The sequence below is a fragment of the Pseudomonas sp. 32_A genome (genome assembly GCF_017490905.1).
GTDB classification, from domain to species: domain Bacteria; phylum Pseudomonadota; class Gammaproteobacteria; order Pseudomonadales; family Pseudomonadaceae; genus Aquipseudomonas; species Aquipseudomonas inefficax.
On the sequence record NZ_JAFGYI010000002.1, the window covers coordinates 230,987 to 249,165 of the forward strand.

At 65.1% G+C, this 18,179-nt stretch carries 15 protein-coding genes; 11 read left to right on the forward strand and 4 right to left on the reverse strand.

The genetic code is table 11. The features are described 5' to 3' along the window. Positions 1-7 precede the first annotated feature (7 nt). The 9 genes from pepP to gcvP all read left to right on the forward strand — a co-directional run bounded on the left by pepP (position 8) and on the right by gcvP (position 11,955). Complete coding sequence (pepP, locus tag J5M58_RS02380) at positions 8-1,342, forward strand: Xaa-Pro aminopeptidase (RefSeq protein WP_112249835.1); 1,335 nt, start codon at positions 8-10, stop codon at positions 1,340-1,342. Beyond that, positions 1,339-2,538, forward strand: a complete 1,200-nt coding sequence (gene ubiH, locus J5M58_RS02385) for a 2-octaprenyl-6-methoxyphenyl hydroxylase (protein ID WP_207877057.1) — start codon at positions 1,339-1,341, stop codon at positions 2,536-2,538. The genes pepP and ubiH overlap by 4 nt, the downstream gene beginning before the upstream one ends. Beyond that, positions 2,535-3,020 (forward strand): DUF4442 domain-containing protein, encoded by a 486-nt coding sequence (locus J5M58_RS02390; RefSeq protein ID WP_207877059.1) that lies wholly within the window; start codon positions 2,535-2,537, stop codon positions 3,018-3,020. The genes ubiH and J5M58_RS02390 overlap by 4 nt, the downstream gene beginning before the upstream one ends. A 9-nt stretch (positions 3,021-3,029) precedes the next feature. After that, positions 3,030-4,247: a 2-octaprenyl-3-methyl-6-methoxy-1,4-benzoquinol hydroxylase gene (locus tag J5M58_RS02395; protein WP_181457295.1), complete on the forward strand. Its 1,218-nt coding sequence runs from the start codon at positions 3,030-3,032 to the stop codon at positions 4,245-4,247. Between the two features lie 211 nt (positions 4,248-4,458). Further along, positions 4,459-5,460 carry an extracellular solute-binding protein gene (locus J5M58_RS02400; protein ID WP_112249830.1) on the forward strand — a complete coding sequence of 334 codons (1,002 nt, stop codon included), beginning with the start codon at positions 4,459-4,461 and terminating at the stop codon, positions 5,458-5,460. A gap of 266 nt (positions 5,461-5,726) precedes the next feature. Beyond that, positions 5,727-7,244 (forward strand): iron ABC transporter permease, encoded by a 1,518-nt coding sequence (locus J5M58_RS02405; RefSeq protein WP_243432169.1) that lies wholly within the window; start codon positions 5,727-5,729, stop codon positions 7,242-7,244. 125 nt (positions 7,245-7,369) lie between these two features. After that, positions 7,370-8,452 (forward strand): glycine cleavage system aminomethyltransferase GcvT, encoded by a 1,083-nt coding sequence (gene gcvT / locus J5M58_RS02410; protein ID WP_112249829.1) that lies wholly within the window; start codon positions 7,370-7,372, stop codon positions 8,450-8,452. A 51-nt stretch (positions 8,453-8,503) separates the two neighbouring features. Beyond that, positions 8,504-8,887 (forward strand): glycine cleavage system protein GcvH, encoded by a 384-nt coding sequence (gene gcvH / locus J5M58_RS02415; RefSeq protein ID WP_112249828.1) that lies wholly within the window; start codon positions 8,504-8,506, stop codon positions 8,885-8,887. A gap of 194 nt (positions 8,888-9,081) precedes the next feature. Next, positions 9,082-11,955, forward strand: a complete 2,874-nt coding sequence (gene gcvP / locus J5M58_RS02420) for an aminomethyl-transferring glycine dehydrogenase (protein WP_207877063.1) — start codon at positions 9,082-9,084, stop codon at positions 11,953-11,955. A 118-nt stretch (positions 11,956-12,073) separates the two neighbouring features. Here gcvP and J5M58_RS02425 read toward each other — a convergent pair whose 3' ends face one another. The 3 genes from J5M58_RS02425 to J5M58_RS02435 all read right to left on the reverse strand — a co-directional run bounded on the left by J5M58_RS02425 (position 12,074) and on the right by J5M58_RS02435 (position 14,685). Next, the gene (locus J5M58_RS02425; protein WP_112249824.1) at positions 12,074-12,388 is read right to left on the reverse strand and encodes a DUF2388 domain-containing protein; all 315 of its coding nucleotides are present in this window, start codon (positions 12,386-12,388) and stop codon (positions 12,074-12,076) included. 89 nt (positions 12,389-12,477) lie between these two features. After that, positions 12,478-14,163 carry a GspE/PulE family protein gene (locus tag J5M58_RS02430; RefSeq protein ID WP_112249823.1) on the reverse strand — a complete coding sequence of 562 codons (1,686 nt, stop codon included), beginning with the start codon at positions 14,161-14,163 and terminating at the stop codon, positions 12,478-12,480. 216 nt (positions 14,164-14,379) lie between these two features. Beyond that, positions 14,380-14,685, reverse strand: coding sequence for a hypothetical protein (locus tag J5M58_RS02435; protein ID WP_112249822.1), 306 nt, complete (start codon positions 14,683-14,685; stop codon positions 14,380-14,382). 126 nt (positions 14,686-14,811) lie between these two features. On the opposite strand from J5M58_RS02435, the gene J5M58_RS02440 reads away from it, so the two are divergent. Next, the gene (locus tag J5M58_RS02440; protein WP_015272225.1) at positions 14,812-15,282 is read left to right on the forward strand and encodes an Lrp/AsnC family transcriptional regulator; all 471 of its coding nucleotides are present in this window, start codon (positions 14,812-14,814) and stop codon (positions 15,280-15,282) included. A 117-nt stretch (positions 15,283-15,399) separates the two neighbouring features. Here J5M58_RS02440 and J5M58_RS02445 read toward each other — a convergent pair whose 3' ends face one another. Next, positions 15,400-16,767 (reverse strand): CYTH domain-containing protein, encoded by a 1,368-nt coding sequence (locus J5M58_RS02445; protein WP_112249821.1) that lies wholly within the window; start codon positions 16,765-16,767, stop codon positions 15,400-15,402. Between the two features lie 231 nt (positions 16,768-16,998). Here J5M58_RS02445 and argE point away from each other — a divergent pair, with 231 nt between their 5' ends. Further along, positions 16,999-18,141 carry an acetylornithine deacetylase gene (gene argE, locus J5M58_RS02450; protein ID WP_112249820.1) on the forward strand — a complete coding sequence of 381 codons (1,143 nt, stop codon included), beginning with the start codon at positions 16,999-17,001 and terminating at the stop codon, positions 18,139-18,141. Positions 18,142-18,179 lie beyond the last annotated feature (38 nt).

The following is an 18,179-nucleotide window of genomic DNA, read 5'->3' on the forward strand; positions in this document are numbered from 1 at the left end:
TCTGCCCATGAGCCACATTCCCAAGGCCGAGTATGCCCGTCGGCGCAAGGCGCTGATGGCGCAGATGGTACCCAACAGCATCGCCATCCTGCCCGCTGCCGCGGTTGCCATCCGCAACCGCGACGTCGAGCACGTCTACCGCCAGGACAGCGACTTCCAGTACCTCAGTGGTTTCCCCGAGCCGGAAGCGGTGATTGCGCTGATCCCCGGGCGCGAGCATGGCGAATACGTGCTGTTCTGCCGTGAACGCAACCCCGAGCGCGAGCTGTGGGATGGCCTGCGGGCCGGCCAGGAAGGTGCGGTGCGCGATTTCGGCGCAGACGATGCCTTCCCCATCACCGACATCGACGAGATCCTGCCGGGCCTGATCGAAGGCCGTGAGCGGGTGTACAGCGCCATGGGCAGCAACCCCGAGTTCGATCGCCGGCTGATGGACTGGATCAACGTGATCCGCTCCAAGGCCCGCCTGGGCGCCCAGCCGCCGAACGAGTTCGTTGCGCTGGATCATCTGCTGCACGACATGCGCCTGTATAAATCGGCGGCGGAAGTGAAGGTAATGCGCGCTGCCGCAGATATCTCGGCGCGGGCCCACGTGCGGGCCATGCAGGCCTGCCGGGCCGGGCTGCACGAATACAGCCTGGAAGCCGAGCTGGACTACGAATTCCGCAAGGGTGGGGCGAAGATGCCGGCCTACGGTTCTATCGTCGCGGCCGGGCGCAATGGCTGCATCCTGCACTATCAGCAGAACGACGCCCCGCTGAAGGATGGCGACTTGGTGCTGATCGATGCCGGTTGCGAGATCGACTGCTACGCCAGCGACATCACCCGTACCTTCCCGGTCAGCGGGCGCTTTTCGCCGGAGCAAAAGGCCATCTACGAGCTGGTGCTCAAGGCTCAGGCCGCAGCGTTTGCCGAAATCGCCCCCGGCAAGCACTGGAACCATGCCCATGAGGCCACCGTGCGGGTCATCACCGAGGGCCTGGTGGAACTGGGCCTGCTGAAGGGCGAGGTGCAGGCGCTGATCGACAGCGAGGCCTATCGTGCCTTCTACATGCACCGCGCCGGGCACTGGTTGGGCATGGATGTACACGATGTGGGCGAGTACAAGGTGGGTGGCGAGTGGCGGGTGCTTGAACCCGGCATGGCGCTTACCGTCGAACCGGGCATCTACATAGGCGCCGACAATCAGGCCGTGGCGAAGAAATGGCGCGGCATTGGTGTAAGGATCGAGGACGACGTGGTAGTGACCAGGCAAGGCTGTGAAATCCTGACTTCGGGCGTGCCGCGCACGGTCGCCGAGATCGAGGCGTTGATGCAGGCCGCCCGCAAGGACGCGGCATGAACCGGGTAAACCTGGCGATCATCGGCGGCGGCCTGGTGGGCGCGAGCCTGGCCCTGGCGCTACAGGCGGGGGCCAAGGCGCGGGGCTGGAAGATTCTGCTGATCGAGCCGTTCGCCCCGGGTGACAGCTTTCAACCCAGCTACGATGCGCGTTCGTCGGCACTGTCGTTCGGTACCCGGCAGATCTACCAGCAGCTGGGCCTGTGGCAGGCCATCGAGCACCGCGCGGAGCCGATTCGGCAAATTCATGTGTCCGACCGCGGCCGCTTCGGCGCCACCCGCCTGGATGCCCAGGAAGAGGGCTTACCGGCGCTGGGCTACGTGGTGGAAAACGCCTGGTTGGGCCAGTGCCTGTGGCAAGGGCTGGACAGCGAGGTGGTGAGCTGGCGCTGCCCGGCGGAAGTGACCGCGATGCAGGCCATCGAAGGTGGCTACCGTTTGCAACTGAACGACGACACCCAGTTGGAGTGCGACCTGGCGGTACTGGCCGACGGTGGCCGCTCCGGCCTGCGCGAACAGCTGGGCATCCACGTACGCCACACGCCCTATCAACAGAGCGCGTTGATCGCCAATATCACCCCGGGCGAGGCCCACGGCGGCCAGGCTTTCGAGCGTTTCACCGAAGCAGGCCCCATGGCCCTGTTGCCGCTGCCGGATAACCGCTGTGCGCTGGTCTGGACCCGCCAGGGCATGGACGCGCGGCGCCTGGCCGACATCGATGAGCGCAATTTCCTACGCGAGCTGCAGGGTGTGTTCGGCTATCGTCTGGGCGCCTTGCGTCAGGTCGGCGCGCGGCACCTCTACCCACTGTCGCTGATCGAGGCCCAGGAGCAGGTGCGGCCGCATCTGGTGGTGCTGGGCAACGCCGCGCACAGCCTGCACCCCATTGCCGGCCAGGGCTTCAACCTGTCGCTTCGTGACGTGCAGGCGCTGGCCGAGGCACTGCTGGCCGGCCCGCAGCAGCCTGGCGACCTGACCACGTTGCAGGCCTACCACCAGCGCCAGCGCATGGACCAGGCCATGACCATCGGTTTTTCCGACCAGGTCACCCGCCTGTTCGGCAGCAGCCAGCCGTTGCTGGCCGCCGGGCGCAACCTTGGCCTGCTCGGGCTGGACCTGTTGCCACCGGCGAAGAGCTGGTTCGCCAGGCAGGCCATGGGCCTTGGTACCCGCCCCGACCCGCGGGGGCAGGCATGAGCGACGACGCGCGCCGGCTGGCGCGCCGGGCACGCCTGTTGCGCTGGCGGTTGAACCTGTACCCGCCGTATCTGGGGGCCGGTATCCGCGTGCAGCACATCAGCCCGGACCTGCGCAGCGCCAAGGTGGCGATGAAGCTGACCCGCTGGAACCGCAACTATGTCGGTACTCAGTTTGGCGGCAGCCTGTATTCGATGGTCGACCCTTTCTACATGCTGTTGCTGATCGAGCAGCTGGGGCGTGACTACATCGTCTGGGACAAGGCAGCCAGCATCGATTTCATTGCGCCGGGCAAAGGCCCGGTGTATGCCGAACTCCACGTCGATGACGCGCTGCTGGAAGACATCCGCCAGCAGACCGCCACCGGCAAGAAATGCCTGCCACGTTTGCAGGTCGACATCCGCGACGGCACCGGCGAGCTGGTGGCGCGGGTCGATAAAACCCTATATGTGCGGCTCAAGCCGCAAGCGAGGCTGGCGTAAGGCATGGAAATGCGCGCAGATCTGTTGATTGTCGGTGCCGGTATGGTCGGCAGCGCCTTGGCTCTGGCGTTGCGCCACAGTGGCCTGCAAATCCTCTTGCTCGACGGCGGCCCGCTGACGGTCAAGCCGTTCGATGTCCAGGCCCCGTTCGAGCCGCGTGTCAGCGCGCTGTCGGCGGCCAGCCAGCGCATTCTGGAGCGCCTTGGCGCCTGGGATGGCATTGCCCGGCGGCGTGCCACGCCATACTCGGACATGCATGTGTGGGATGGCAGCGGCACCGGGCAGATTCACTTTTCGGCTGCCAGCGTGCACGCCCAGACGCTCGGCCATATCGTCGAGAACCGGGTGGTGCAGGACGGCCTGCTGGAGCGCCTGCATGACAGCGACATCGGCCTGTTGGCGAATGCGCGGCTGGAGCAGCTACGCCGTTCTGGCGATGAATGGCTACTGACCCTGGCAGATGGCCGGCAACTGCGCGCGCCGCTGGTGATCGCGGCCGATGGCGCCAACTCGGCAGTGCGGCGCCTGGCCGGTTGCGAAACCCGCGAGTGGGATTACCTGCACCATGCCATCGTCACCAGCGTGCGTTGCAGTGCCGGGCACCAGGCCACGGCCTGGCAGCGCTTCACCGATGAAGGGCCATTGGCGTTCCTGCCGTTGACCCGCGATGGCCAGCAGGACTGGTGCTCGATCGTGTGGTCGACCACGCCGGAGCATGCCGAGCAATTGATGGCGCTGGATGAAGCTGCCTTCCTGAAGGCCCTTGAGCGGGCTTTCGAGGGGCGCCTGGGTAATGTGCTGCAAGCCGACCCTAGAGTGTGCGTGCCGCTGCGTCAGCGCCACGCCAAGCGCTATGTGGATGAAGGCCTGGCATTGATCGGCGATGCCGCGCACACCATTCACCCGCTGGCCGGGCAGGGCGTCAATCTGGGCTTCCTGGATGCAGCGGTGCTGGCCGAGGTGCTGGTCAATGCCTGCGAGCGTGGCGAGCGGCTGGCTGATGTGAAGGTGCTGAGCCGTTACGAGCGGCGGCGCATGCCGCACAACCTGGCGCTGATGGCGGCGATGGAAGGGTTTGAGCGGTTGTTCCAGGCCAACCCGTTGCCGTTGCGCTGGTTGCGTAACAGCGGGTTGAAGCTGGTGGAGCAGATGCCGGAGGCCAAAGCGATGTTCGTGCGACAGGCGCTGGGTTTGAGCGGCGACCTGCCGGATCTGGCCAAGGCATGAGATTGCTGGAGTCTGTGGGAGCGGGCATGCCCGCGAAACAGGCAGCGCGGTGAATGGCACCGGCTTTGCCGGTGTTCGCGGGCTTGCCCGCTCCCACAGGAGCCTTGCAACTGTTATCCCTCTGCAACATCCGGTAACGGCTATGTAGATGAGTCGGAAAATGGGATTCACTACCATTTGCGCCTCTCATACGATCCGAGGAGTGCTTTCCATGTTGCCACGCAAGCCCCTACTGGCCGCCCTGGCCCTGACCCTGTTCGGCGGCGCCGCCCAGGCAGCGGACGAAGTGGTGGTGTACTCCTCGCGCATCGACGAGCTGATCAAGCCGGTTTTCGATGCCTATACCGCCAAGACCGGGGTCAAGATCAAGTTCATCACCGACAAGGAAGCCCCGCTGATGCAGCGCATCAAGGCCGAGGGCGAAAATGGCGTGGCCGACCTGCTGCTGACCGTCGATGCCGGCAACCTGTGGCAGGCCGAGCAGATGGGCATCCTGCAGCCGATCAAGTCCGACATCATCGACCAGAACATCCCACCGCAGTACCGCGCCTCGTCCCACGACTGGACCGGCCTGAGCCTGCGCGCCCGCACCATCATCTACTCCACCGAGCGGGTCAAGCCGCAGGAGCTGAGCACCTACGAAGCCCTGGCCGACAAGCAGTGGGAAGGCCGCCTGTGCCTGCGCACGGCGAAGAAGGTGTACAACCAGTCGCTGACCGCCACCCTGATCGAGACCCACGGCGAGGCGAAGACCGAGCAAATCGTCAAAGGCTGGGTCAACAACCTGTCCACCGATGTGTTCTCCGACGACAACGCCGTGATCCAGGCCATCGAGGCCGGCCAGTGTGACGTGGGTGTGGTCAACACCTACTACTACGGCCGCCTGCACAACCAGAACCCGAAACTGCCGGTGAAGATCTTCTGGCCCAACCAGGGTGACCGTGGCGTGCACGTGAACCTGTCGGGCATCGGCCTGACCAAGCACGCGCCACACCCGGAGGCAGCGAAGAAGCTGGTGGAATGGATGACCGGTGAAGAGGCGCAGAAGCTGTTCGCCGACATCAACCAGGAGTTCCCGGCCAACCCGAAGGTCAAGCCATCGGAAGAAGTGGCGGCGTGGGGCAGCTTCAAGGCTGACAGCATTCCGGTGGAAATCGCTGGCAAGCGCCAGGCTGAAGCGATTCGCTTGATGGATCGGGCTGGCTGGAACTAAGCGCCAGGCTTTATCCTTCCGGGGCCTGCAAGGGCCTCTTCGCGGGTGAACCCGCTCCCACAGGAATATCACTGCCCCCAAGGGCGGCGCCGAACCCTGTGGGAGCGGGTTCACCCGTGAACGACCGCGCAGCGGTCGCCATCGCACTCGAGACTTCAGCCTTGCCCCACACCCCCCAACGCCGCTGGTACCTCCCGGTCATCCTGGTCGCCGCCCTGGTGCTCCTGCCCCTGAGCGTTCTGCTGTTGTCCTGGCAGTCGATTGACATGCAGATCTGGTCGCACCTGCTCGATACCCAGATGACTCGCCTGCTGGGCAATACCCTGACGCTGGTGGTGGGTGTGGGCATCGGCGTCACCGTGCTGGGCGTCAGCCTGGCCTGGCTGACCAGCCTCTGCGAGTTCCCTGGCCGACGCTGGCTGGATTGGGCGCTGATGCTACCGTTCGCCATCCCGGCCTATGTGCTGGCGTTCGTCTTCGTCGGCCTGCTGGACTTCGCCGGCCCGGTGCAGAGCGCCCTGCGCGAGGTGTTCGGGCCGATGCGCCTGCCGCGGGTGCGTTCCACTGGCGGGGTGATCGTCGTCCTGGTGCTGGTGTTCTACCCCTATGTCTACCTGCTGGCGCGTACTGCATTCCTTGCCCAGGGCAAGGGGCTGATGGAGGCGGCGCGGGTGCTGGGGCTGTCCCCGCTGCAAGCGTTCTGGCGTGTGGCCCTGCCAATGGCACGGCCGGCGATCGGCGCCGGTATCGCCCTGGCCCTGATGGAAACTCTGGCCGACTTTGGCGCGGTGGCAGTTTTCAACTTCGACACCTTCACGACAGCCATCTACAAGACCTGGTACGGCTTCTTCAGCCTGTCCAGCGCGGCCCAGCTGGCCAGCCTGTTGCTGCTGGCAGTAATGCTGGTGCTTTATGGCGAGCGCCGTGCCAGGGGCGCCAGCCGCAGCGGCAACGAGCGGCCGCGCGGGCAGGCGCTGTACCACCTGCGCGGGTTCAAGGCGTTGCTGGCCAGTGGCTGGTGCCTGCTGGTGTTCGCCTGCGCCTTCGTCATCCCGCTGCTGCAACTGCTGGCGTGGTTCTGGCAGCGCGGCCGGCATGACCTGGACGAGCGCTATGTCGGCCTGGTGCTGCACACCCTGTACCTGGGCGGCATGGCGGCGCTGGTCACGGTGTGCGTGGCGTTGCTGCTGGCCTTTGCCCGGCGCCAGGCGCCGACGGGTGGTATCCGCGCCGGGGTAGGCCTGGCCAACCTGGGCTATGCCTTGCCCGGCTCGGTGCTGGCGGTGTCGATCATGCTGGCCTTCAGTTACCTCGACAACCACCTGGTCATCCCGCTGTCCAGCTGGCTGGGCGGTGCCGGCAAGCCGCTGCTGCTGGGCAGCCTGGCTGCCTTGCTGCTGGCCTACCTGGTGCGCTTCATCGCGGTGGCCTACGGGCCGCTGGAGAGCAGCCTGGAGCGCATCCGCCCATCACTGCCCGAGGCATCCCGCAGCCTGGGCGTCGGCGGCGCGAGATTGTTTTTCAAGGTGTATCTGCCACTGCTGGTACCTGGCGCGCTCAGCGCCGCCCTGCTGGTGTTCGTCGACGTGCTCAAAGAAATGCCGGCCACCTTGCTGATGCGCCCGTTCGGCTGGGACACCTTGGCGGTACGTGTGTTCGAGATGACCAGCGAGGGGGAGTGGGCGCGTGCATCGCTGCCGGCACTGACCCTGGTGCTGGTGGGCCTGCTGCCGGTCATCGGCCTGATCCGCCGTTCGGCACGTCGACCCGGTCACAGTCACTGAGGGTGTCAGCCCGCGCCCTTGCGGCTACAATGCGCGGCACTCGCGCGGCGGGTCCTACACAAGAAGAGCTGACGACCCAACGTCATCGACCGCCGCCGCTTCGCCACGCCCGGAAGGAGAAACCCATGGGACAGCGCACGCTTTTGTACGACTTGCACCTGGCGCTGGGCGCCAAGACGGTCGATTTCGGTGGCTGGGACATGCCACTGCACTATGGCTCGCAGGTCGAGGAGCACCATCAGGTGCGCAGCGATTGCGGGGTGTTCGATGTGTCCCACATGACTGTGATCGATGTCGACGGCAGCGACGCCACTGCCTGGTTGCAGCGCCTGCTGGCCAACGATGTGGCCCGTCTCGACGATATCGGCAAGGCGCTGTATAGCCCGTTGCTGCAGGAGCAGGGCAAGGTCATCGACGACCTGATTGTCTACCGCACCGAAACCGGCTACCGCCTGGTCACCAACGCGGCTACCCGGGCCAAGGTACTCGATTGGCTGGCCGCACAGCGTGCCGGTTATGCCGTGGACTTCCGGGTCCGTCCCGACCTGGCCATTCTCGCCATCCAGGGCCCGCATGCACGCGAAAAGGTCGCCGCCCTGCTCAGCCCCGCGCGCGCCGCGCTGATTCGCGAACTGCGCCCATTCGAGGGCATGGCCGAAGGCGACTGGTTCATTGCCCGCACCGGGTATACCGGTGAAGACGGCCTGGAGATCATCCTTCCTGGCGAGCAGGCCGTGGCCTTCTTCAACGACCTGGTCGGCGCCGGTATTGCCCCAAGCGGCCTTGGCGCCCGCGACACCCTGCGCCTGGAAGCCGGCATGAACCTGTACGGCCAGGACATCGACGAAGCACACACACCACTCACTTCCAACCTGGGCTGGAGCATCGCCTGGGAGCCCGCCGAGCGCGACTTCATCGGCCGCGCCGGCCTGCTGAAGGAAATCGAACAAGGTGTACAGAAAAAACTGGTCGGCCTGGTGCTGGAAGAGCGTGGCGTGCTGCGTGCCCACCAGGTGGTGCGTGTAGCCGGGATTGGCGAAGGAGAGATCACCAGTGGTAGTTTCTCGCCTACGCTGAGCAAGTCCATCGCCCTTGCCCGCGTGCCCATGGCCACTGGCGACCGGGCCGAGGTGGAAATCCGCGGCAAGTGGTACCCGGTGCGGGTGGTCAAACCGACCTTCGTGCGCCACGGCAAGATCCTGATCTGAACAATTTTCAACCGGCGGGCGTACCGCTGAGCCAATCGAGGAATTCAAGACATGAGCAATATCCCCGCCGACCTGCGTTTTGCCGAAAGCCACGAGTGGGCTCGCCTGGAAGCTGACGGCACCGTGACCGTAGGTATCAGCGACCACGCCCAGGAAGCCCTGGGTGACGTGGTGTTCGTCGAGCTGGCCGAAGTCGGCAAGGTGTTTGGGGCTGGCGACGCTGCCGGTGTGGTCGAGTCGGTCAAGGCCGCTTCGGACATCTATGCTCCGGTCTCTGGCGAAGTGATCGCGGTCAACGAAGAGCTGGCTGACAGCCCTGAGCTGCTCAACGAGCAGCCTTACGAGTCGTGGATCTTCAAGCTCAAGCCAAGCAACCCGGCCGAGCTGGACAAGCTGCTGGATGCTGCTGGCTACAAGGCTGCCATCGGCGAGTAATACCGCGTCGGCCTCTTCGCGGCTAAAGCCGCTCCCACAGGTACTGCACAGCGTCTGATATCTGTGCGGTCCCTGTGGGAGCGGCTTTAGCCGCGAAGAGGCCGGGCCTGCAAGCAACTTTCCCCGCACAATCGGCAATCCCTTCCTAGACTTGTAAGTCTCCATGAGAGCTGTTTCAGGAAGAGAGCGTCGTCATGTCCCAGTCGCCATCCCTGCATCAACTGCAAGAGCTCAACCCTTTCCTGCGTCGCCACCTGGGCCCGGATGCCACGGAGCAGCAGGCCATGCTCAATGCGCTGGGTGTCGCCAGCCGCAGTGAGCTGATCGAGCAGACCGTACCGCCAGACATCCGCCTCAATCGCCCCCTCGACCTGCCGCCGGCACTGGACGAACAGGCCGCCCTGGCCAAGCTCGCCGGTTACGCCGGGCAGAATCAGGTCTGGACCAGCCTGATCGGCATGGGCTACCACGGCACCATCACCCCCACGGTCATCCTGCGCAACGTGCTGGAGAACCCGGGCTGGTATACCGCCTATACGCCCTATCAACCCGAGATTGCCCAAGGCCGGCTGGAGGCGCTGCTGAACTTCCAGCAGATGGTCATCGACCTCACCGGGTTGGCCCTGGCCAATGCCTCGCTGCTCGACGAAGCCACTGCCGCCGCCGAGGCCATGGCCCTGGCCAAGCGGGTGGCGCGCAACAAGAGCAATGCCTTCTTCGCCGACGAGCACTGTCACCCGCAGACCCTGTCGGTACTCAAGACCCGTGCCGAGGGCTTTGGCTTCGAGCTGATCGTCGACTCTGTGGATAACCTTGGCAAACACGCGGTTTTCGGGGCCTTGCTGCAGTACCCGGATACTCATGGCGAGGTGCGCGACCTGCGTCCGCTGATCGATCATCTGCACAGCCAGCATGCCCTGGCCTGCGTAGCCGCAGACCTGCTCAGCCTGGTGCTGCTGGCACCACCAGGGGAGCTGGGCGCCGATGTGGTGCTGGGCTCGACCCAGCGTTTTGGCGTACCGATGGGCTATGGCGGCCCCCACGCGGCCTATTTCGCTTGCCGCGATGACTACAAGCGAGCCATGCCGGGGCGCATCATCGGCGTGTCGCGCGATGCCCGTGGCAATACCGCGCTGCGCATGGCGCTGCAAACCCGCGAGCAGCATATCCGCCGCGAGAAGGCCAACTCCAACATTTGCACGGCCCAGGTGCTGCTAGCCAACATCGCCGGCTTCTACGCGGTGTACCACGGCCCGGAAGGCCTGCAGCGCATTGCCCAGCGCGTGCACCGGCTGACCTTCATCCTCGCCGCCGGCCTCGAAGCCAAGGGTATCAAGCGCTTCAATCAGCACTTCTTCGACACCCTCACCCTGGATGTCGGCGGTGCCCAGGCGGCCATCATCGAAAGCGCCGAAGCCGCGCAGATCAACTTGCGCATCCTCGGCCGCGGGCACCTGGGCGTGAGCCTGGACGAGACCTGCTCGGAGCACACGGTGCTGCGACTGTTCGACATCTTCCTGGGGGTGGACCATGGCCTCGACATCGCCACACTCGATCAGCTGGCCCTGCCCGAAGGCATCCCCGCCAGCCTGGTGCGGCGCACGCCGTTCCTCGCCCACCCGGTGTTCAACCTGCACCACAGCGAAACCGAGATGCTGCGCTACCTCAAGCAGCTGGAGAACAAGGACCTGGCGCTGAACCAGTCGATGATCCCGCTGGGTTCGTGCACCATGAAGCTCAACGCCACCAGCGAGATGATCCCCATTACCTGGCCTGGCTTTGCCCAACTGCACCCGTTTGCCCCGGCGGCCCAGGCCACCGGCTACAAGGCAATGATCGACGAGCTGGAAAGCTGGCTGTGCGCCATTACCGGTTTCGATGCCATCTGCATGCAGCCCAACTCCGGCGCCCAAGGCGAGTACGCCGGCCTGATGGCCATTACCCGCTACCACCGCAGCCGCCATCAGCCGCAACGTACGCTGTGCCTGATCCCGTCGTCGGCCCACGGCACCAACCCGGCGTCGGCGCAAATGGCCGGCATGGAGGTGGTGATCGTCGATTGCGACGACGATGGCAACGTCGACCTGGCCGACCTCAAAGCCAAGGCCCACACGGCCGGGGAGCGGTTGTCGTGCCTGATGATCACTTACCCGTCGACCCATGGTGTGTACGAAGAGGGAATTCGCGAAATCTGCGAGGTGGTCCACCAGCACGGAGGCCAGGTTTACATGGACGGCGCCAACCTCAATGCCCAGGTGGGCCTGGCACGGCCGGCGGATATCGGCGCCGACGTTTCACACATGAACCTGCACAAGACCTTCTGCATCCCCCACGGTGGTGGTGGCCCGGGTATGGGCCCGATCGGCATTCGCGCGCACCTCAAGCCGTTCGTCGCCAGCCACCCGGTGGTGCCGATACCCGGCCTGGACCCGAACAACAGCGCAGTCAGCGCCGCGCCCTGGGGCAGTGCGAGCATCCTGCCGATCAGCTGGATGTACATAGCCATGATGGGGCCGCAGCTGGCAGATGCCAGCGAGGTGGCGATCCTCTCGGCCAATTACCTGGCCAGCCAGCTGGGTGGCGCTTTCCCGGTGCTCTACCGCGGGCGCAACCAGCGGGTGGCGCATGAGTGCATCCTCGACCTGCGGCCGCTGAAGGCGCTGACCGGCATCAGCGAAGAGGACGTGGCCAAGCGCCTGATGGACTATGGCTTCCACGCGCCGACCATGTCGTTCCCGGTGCCGGGCACGTTGATGGTCGAGCCGACCGAGAGTGAGTCGAAGGCCGAACTGGACCGTTTCGTCGAGGCGATGCTGGCGATTCGGACGGAAATTGGCGAAGTGCAGGAGGGCAACTGGCCGGCGGAGAACAACCCGCTCAAGCATGCGCCGCATACCCTGGCCGATGTGCTGGCGGTGTGGGACAGGCCTTACAGCCTGGAGCAGGCGGTGGCGCCCAGTGCTCACGTGCGCCAGCACAAGTACTGGCCAGCGGTGAACCGGGTCGACAACGTGTATGGGGACAGGAATCTGTTCTGTGCTTGTGTGCCGGTGGAGGCTTATCGCTAATTGTGGTTGCCTGTGCCGGCCTCTTCGCGGGTAAACCCGCTCCCACAGGGCTTCTGCAAGTTTTGAATACTGTGCAGTACCTGTGGGAGCGGGTTCACCCGCGAAGCAGGCGACGCTGTTATTCGGCTACTGCATTCTTGGCCAGGATGGCATTGGCCAGTTCCATGTCGGAAGCCTGCATCCCCGGGTTCTGCGCGCGGGCCTGGCGAATCGCCGCTTCAAGGAACGGGCCGCGGATCGCGCCTTCGCTGGCCACGAAGCTGCCAGCGTCATCCTGCGCCGCCATCACCAGCTTGTGATCCCCGGAAGTCAGGTAGCTCGATGCCGTGGTAGCACCGGTAGTCATCACGTTACGCCAGAAGGTATCGGCCATGGCCGAGCCGATAGGCAGCGAAAGCAAGGCAGCGGCAGCGATGGCGGTTTTGAAACGCATGTTGAAACACCTCGAAGGGTGAGGGTTGAAGATGCGCGGTTTGATCCTGCCACGGGGGTGCAAGTTCCTTGAATACAAAGGATTTTTGCTCAGGAACAGGCCCGTAGCACTTCCTCTTGGCGGGTCTGCCCGCAGGCTACCTTGGCTTCACCGCAGCGGCGCAGATCGAGCAATCCATCGGCCACGGCCTGACGCCGCAAACTGGCCAGGTCGCTGCCCGGGCCTATCAGGGCTCGCAGGCTGTCGCTGGGCACCAGCAGCTCGAACAACCCTGTGCGGCCATGGAACCCGGTGCCACGACAGGTACGGCACGGCTGGCCTTCGGGCAGCGCTGCACCACCCCGGCAATCCGCGCACAGCGTGCGAACCAACCGCTGGGCCATGACCCCCACCAGCGTTGCCTTGATCAGGTAGTCGGCCACACCCAGCTCCTGCAGGCGGGTGATCGCGCCACAGGCGTCGTTGGTGTGCAGGGTCGACAGCACCAGGTGCCCGGTCAGGGCTGCCTGCACCGCCACCAGGGCGGTCTCGCGGTCACGGATTTCACCGATCATGATGATGTCCGGATCCTGGCGCAGCATGGCCCGCACACCGTTGGCGAAACCCAGGTCCAGCGCAGGCTGCACCTGCAGTTGGTTGAAGGCGGGATCCAGGCGCTCGATCGGGTCTTCGATGGTGCACAGGTTGACCTGCGGCGTGGCCAGCAGCTTGAGGCTGGCGTACAGCGTGCTGGTCTTGCCGGACCCGGTGGGGCCGGTGACCAGGATGATGCCCTGGCGCTGGCGCAGCAGGCTTTGCCACTGTTCCAGTTGCGCCCCATCCAGGCCGAGCCGGTCGAAGCCTTCTTGCAACTGTTGCGGGTCGAACAGGCGCAGCACCAGCTTTTCGCCGAACGGGGTCGGCAGAGTCGACAGCCGCAATTCTACCTCGCCACCGCCAGGCAGGCGGCTTTGCAGCCGGCCATCCTGCGGCCGGCGCTTTTCCGCGACGTCCATGCGCCCCAGGTGTTTCAGGCGGCTGACCAGCGCCAGGGTCACTCCGGCGGGGAAGGCATAGACGTTGTGCAGCAGGCCGTCGATGCGGTAGCGCAACTGGCCCTGCTCGCGGCGTGGTTCCAGGTGGATATCGCTGGCGCGTTGCTCGATGGCGTACTGCAGCAGCCAGTCGACGATATGCACGATGTGCGCGTCGTCCGCACTGGCCTCGGCCTGGCGCTTGCCCAGTTCCAGCAGCTGTTCGAGTTCACCCAGGCTTGCTGACTGCTGGTGTTGCGCGCCCTTTACCGATTGGGCCAGGCGATGGAACGACTGCCCTGCCTGGCGAACCTGCTGCGGGTTGGCCAGCACGCGACGGACCGGCCGGCCAAGGCTGCGGGTGAGGTCGGCCAGCCAGTCGTCCTGGTAGGGTTGGGCGCTGGCGACGGTGACGCTGGAGGCGTCGGCGGCAACGATGAGGATGCCATGGCGCTGGGCGAATGCAGGGGATATCAGGCCGGTGACCTGGGGCAGGTCCAGTTGCAGCGGGTCGATGCGCAGGTAGGGCTGGCCGACCTTGTTGGCCAGCCATTGGCAGAGGCGGTCCAGGTCCAGGGGCTGGCCAGGGTGTCGGCGGTCTTCCAGGGCGCAGGCGGCGATCTGTTCCAGCGGGTGAGCGGTGGGGTGAGTGGCGGCGTGCTCGAGTACCTGAAGGGTGTCGTTGGCGTGTAGATGCTGGTCGGCGAGCAGGGCCTGGAGCACGCGCTTGAGGTCGAGTGCCGGGTTGTCGGAGGTGTGCATGGTTGGCGTCCGTGCCTGACAGGGGAGTGCTGATCAAGGCTAGACGGGCGGGGCTGGGTTGATGGGGATGAAGGGTTTCGGGATCTTGCAGTGCCTGTGCTGGCCTCTTCGCGGGTTAACCCGCTCCCACAGGGATCGCACAGGCCTTGAATACTGTGCAGTACCTGTGGGAGCGGGTTCACCCGCGAAGAGGCCAGCACAGGTACAGCTGATCGCTCAGACCACCGCCAGTTCCACCCGCTGCAGATTGGTCAGGCTCACTTCACCCACACACACCAGGTTGCGCAATTTTTGCGCAATCACCTCGGCCCGGTGCCAGCTCAGGCCGCCGATGCCGACCTCGATATCCAGCCAGTCATCCTGCTGGTTGACCTGCACGCTGTGCGGGGTCAGGAACTGCAGGGCAAACAGGTTGAGCACCCGGCACAGGCTGTCAGGCTCGGCCTCGGCCTGCAGGCGATAGTGCACGGTGCTGTGGGCGCTGCTGGCGGCCCAGGCGTCGGTACGGGGCTGTGCGTTCATGCTGGTCTCCGCGAATGTGGGAGAAATTCTTGCACGTTGGTGGCGGTATTTTTTCGCTATGATTTGATCATTTCGCCGTATCGGCGAATTGTTCTATTCATGAAGTGCTGTTCAGGAGAATTATTGATGCACAGCGAGCTGGACGCCTACGACCGCCGTATCCTCGAACTGCTGCAGGAGGACGCTTCGCTGTCCAGCGCGCAGATCGCCGAACGCGTGGGGCTGTCCCAATCGCCGTGCTGGCGGCGTATCCAGCGGTTGAAGGAGGAGGGGGTGATTCGCGGGCAGGTGACCTTGCTGGATCGCAAGAAGGTCGGCCTGAACACGCAGATATTCGCCGAGGTGAAACTGAACGCCCACGGGCGCTCCAACTTCACCGAGTTCACCGACGCGATCCGTGGGTTTCCGGAGGTGCTGGAGTGTTATGTGCTGATGGGCTCGGTGGACTTTCTGTTGCGCATTGTTACCCCGGATATCGAGGCTTATGAGCGGTTCTTCTTCGAAAAGCTGTCGAACGTGCCGGGGATACAGGAGGTGAACTCGATCGTGGCGCTATCGGAGATCAAGTCCACCACCAGCCTGCCACTTTCGCGTTGAGGCCATTCGCGGCGGTTCGGCGCCCCGACTCGCCCGCTCCCACAGGTGCTGTGCAGGCCCAGGCCTTGTGCAGTTCCCTGTGGGAGCGGGCAAGCCCGCGAAGAAGGCTACGCGGTATCAAGCCTTGAGCAGGTGCTTCCAGCCGCGGCTCTGATCTACCGCCCGGGCCTGTTCGATACGCGCTTCCAGCACTTCATCGCTGATCGGCTGTTCAGCCAGCTCATGCAGCTTCTTCAGGTCGCCATACAGGCGGTCCATCTGTGGCGCTTCCAGCACCTGGCGGGCATGGTGCAGCCAGGCCAGTAGCTGTTCGATGCGCGGCAACTGCTCGGCCAGGTCTTCCGGGCGCTGGGTGTACAGCGGCAGTTTCAACGCACGGCCTTCTTCGCCCAGCAGGTGCGCCAGCCAGCTGGCCAGCTGCGCCTTGCCCTGGCGCTCGCCGCGGCCTTTGCGCTCCACGGTCCAGGCGCGGGCCAGCAGCCAGCGCGAGGTTTCCAGCGAGAACTGGCCCCAGCGCACGTCTTCCAGCTCTTCGACGAACTGCTCGGGAGCGGCGCGGCGGATATCTTCGTCCTCATTGCCGGCCTGCACCAGTGGGCGCCAGTCTTCGAGCAGGGCGTCGAGGCTGCTGCGCAGGTCGCGGGTAGTGGCGCGCGGCGCGGCCTGGCCCAGGCTGGCGGTCATGGCACGCAGCTCGCTCAGGCACTCGACCCAGTCCTGCAACAGGCGCCAGTGGCCGTTGTGGCGGTATTGCTCGGCCAGGCGCTGGCTGCTGCCCAGCAGTTGCCAGGCCAGTGCGGCGTAGGCGTCGTCCACGGCCATTTCGCCTTCCAGCTCGGTGTGCGGCAGGCCCAGCTCGTAGCTGTCCGGCTCCAGCAGGCGGTAGCCACGCTCGGCCTTGCTGATGTCGCATGGCATCAGTGGCAGGCTGGCGGCCAGCTCGGCGGCCAGTTCCAAAAGAGCCTGAGGCTCGCCTTCACGCAGTTCCAGTTCCAGCTCGCAGATTTCTTCCTTGCGCTTGCCGGCGATCACGAAACCCTGGTCCAGCGCGGCCTCGATCACCACCTTGCTCTTGCCACGGCCCCAGGCGATTTCGGCGTATTCACGGGTGAAGTCGGTGGTGAACAGCGGCTTGATGGTCTTTTTGTCCAGGTTGGCCAGTTGCGCGGGCCAGCAGCTGTCGTCGAGCTTCTTCAGGTCGAGCTTGACCTTGTCCAGCTGCCATTCGTGCTCGTTGCGTTCGGACAGGCCCGCCACGCTGGTGCCGCGGCACTTGAGGGTCTGGATGATGGCCTCGCCATCGCGGCGCAGGCGCAGGGCCACACGGGCAGCGGAGAGCTCGCGCTCTGGGGTGTCGAAGTACTGGTTGAGCAGTTCGCGGGTCTGCCAGCCGGACTTGTTGCGCTTTTTCAGCAGAGGGTGCTCGCGCAGGGCGGCAAGGGTCTCGCGGCTGGCGCGGAGCTTGAGTTCGGTTTCTTTGTGCATCACAGGCTCGAAGGAGGGGGCGTGGTTGCCCAGCAGTCTACAGGAGTCGGCTCTCGTCTGTTGGATCGTGGTGGGCTTCTTCGCGGGTGAACCCGCTCCCACAGGTACTGTGTTGCCCTCAGGTGTGGCGCTTTCCCTGTGGGAGCGGGTTTACCCGCGAAGAAGGCCACACGGTTGCCCTGCGAACGAGTGGCATTGCTATGATGGGCAACGCTTCCGAGGAGTACGCGCATGCCGTTGCCGACGCTGAAAGACCAGTTCGCCGCCTTGATCGCCGCGCCTTCGGTCAGTTGCACCCAGCCTGCGCTGGACCAGTCCAACCGCCAGGTCATCGACCTGCTGGCCGGCTGGCTGGGCGACCTGGGTTTCAAGTGCGACATCCAGCAGGTCAGCCCCGGCAAGTTCAACCTGCTGGCCAGCCGTGGCACTGGCCCGGGTGGCCTGGTGCTGGCGGGGCACAGCGACACCGTACCCTATGACGAACAGCTGTGGGCCAGTGACCCACTGAAGCTGACCGAAACCGATGGCCGTTGGGTCGGCCTGGGCAGCTGCGACATGAAGGGCTTCTTCGCCCTGGCCATCGAGGCAGTCATCCCGCTGCTGGAGCACGATTTCAAGCAGCCGCTGCTGATCCTCGCCACCTGTGACGAAGAAAGCTCAATGTCCGGCGCGCGCGCTCTGGCCGAGGCCGGGCAGCCACTCGGCCGTGCGGCAGTGATCGGCGAGCCCACCGGGCTGCGGCCGATTCGCATGCACAAGGGCATCCTCATGGACCGCATCGACATCCTCGGGCGCAGCGGCCACTCCTCGGACCCAAGCCTGGGCCGCAGCGCCATGGAGGCCATGCACGCAGTGATGGGCGAGCTGATGGGCCTGCGCCAGCAATGGCAGCAAACCTACCGCAACCCGCAATTCACCGTGCCGACCCCCACCATGAACTTCGGCTGCATCCACGGCGGTGACAACCCCAACCGTATCTGCGGCCAGTGCGCCCTGGAATTCGACCTGCGCCCGCTGCCAGGCATGGATGTGGAGCAACTGCGCGCGGCCATCCGTGCCAAGCTGGTGCCGGTGGCAGAGCGCTTCGAGGTGCGCATCGACCATGCGCCGCTATTCCCCGAGGTGCCGCCATTCGAGCAGGCCGCCGACACCGAGCTGGTGCAGGTGGCGGAGCGCCTGACCGGCCATCGCGCCGAAGCGGTGGCGTTCGGCACCGAAGCGCCTTATCTTCAGCAGCTGGGTTGCCAGACCATCGTGCTGGGCCCCGGCGACATCGCCTGTGCCCACCAGCCCGGCGAATACCTTGAAATGTCACGAATCGAGCCTACCGTGCGTCTATTGCGTGACTTGATCCGGCATTATTGCCTGGACTAAACGTCAATCGAATTGATTCGTTCCTGCCTAGAGGAGAC

Bases quoted from the DNA above. Each gene is read 5' to 3' on its own strand.
- pepP (WP_112249835.1), top strand. From the start codon at position 8: ATGAGCCACATTCCCAAGGCCGAGTATGCCCGTCGGCGCAAGGCGCTG.
- ubiH (WP_207877057.1), top strand. From the start codon at position 1,339: ATGAACCGGGTAAACCTGGCGATCATCGGCGGCGGCCTGGTGGGCGCG.
- J5M58_RS02390 (WP_207877059.1), top strand. From the start codon at position 2,535: ATGAGCGACGACGCGCGCCGGCTGGCGCGCCGGGCACGCCTGTTGCGC.
- J5M58_RS02395 (WP_181457295.1), top strand. From the start codon at position 3,030: ATGCGCGCAGATCTGTTGATTGTCGGTGCCGGTATGGTCGGCAGCGCC.
- J5M58_RS02400 (WP_112249830.1), top strand. From the start codon at position 4,459: ATGTTGCCACGCAAGCCCCTACTGGCCGCCCTGGCCCTGACCCTGTTC.
- J5M58_RS02405 (WP_243432169.1), top strand. From the start codon at position 5,727: ATGCAGATCTGGTCGCACCTGCTCGATACCCAGATGACTCGCCTGCTG.
- gcvT (WP_112249829.1), top strand. From the start codon at position 7,370: ATGGGACAGCGCACGCTTTTGTACGACTTGCACCTGGCGCTGGGCGCC.
- gcvH (WP_112249828.1), top strand. From the start codon at position 8,504: ATGAGCAATATCCCCGCCGACCTGCGTTTTGCCGAAAGCCACGAGTGG.
- gcvP (WP_207877063.1), top strand. From the start codon at position 9,082: ATGTCCCAGTCGCCATCCCTGCATCAACTGCAAGAGCTCAACCCTTTC.
- J5M58_RS02425 (WP_112249824.1), bottom strand. From the start codon at position 12,388: ATGCGTTTCAAAACCGCCATCGCTGCCGCTGCCTTGCTTTCGCTGCCT.
- J5M58_RS02430 (WP_112249823.1), bottom strand. From the start codon at position 14,163: ATGCACACCTCCGACAACCCGGCACTCGACCTCAAGCGCGTGCTCCAG.
- J5M58_RS02435 (WP_112249822.1), bottom strand. From the start codon at position 14,685: ATGAACGCACAGCCCCGTACCGACGCCTGGGCCGCCAGCAGCGCCCAC.
- J5M58_RS02440 (WP_015272225.1), top strand. From the start codon at position 14,812: ATGCACAGCGAGCTGGACGCCTACGACCGCCGTATCCTCGAACTGCTG.
- J5M58_RS02445 (WP_112249821.1), bottom strand. From the start codon at position 16,767: ATGCACAAAGAAACCGAACTCAAGCTCCGCGCCAGCCGCGAGACCCTT.
- argE (WP_112249820.1), top strand. From the start codon at position 16,999: ATGCCGTTGCCGACGCTGAAAGACCAGTTCGCCGCCTTGATCGCCGCG.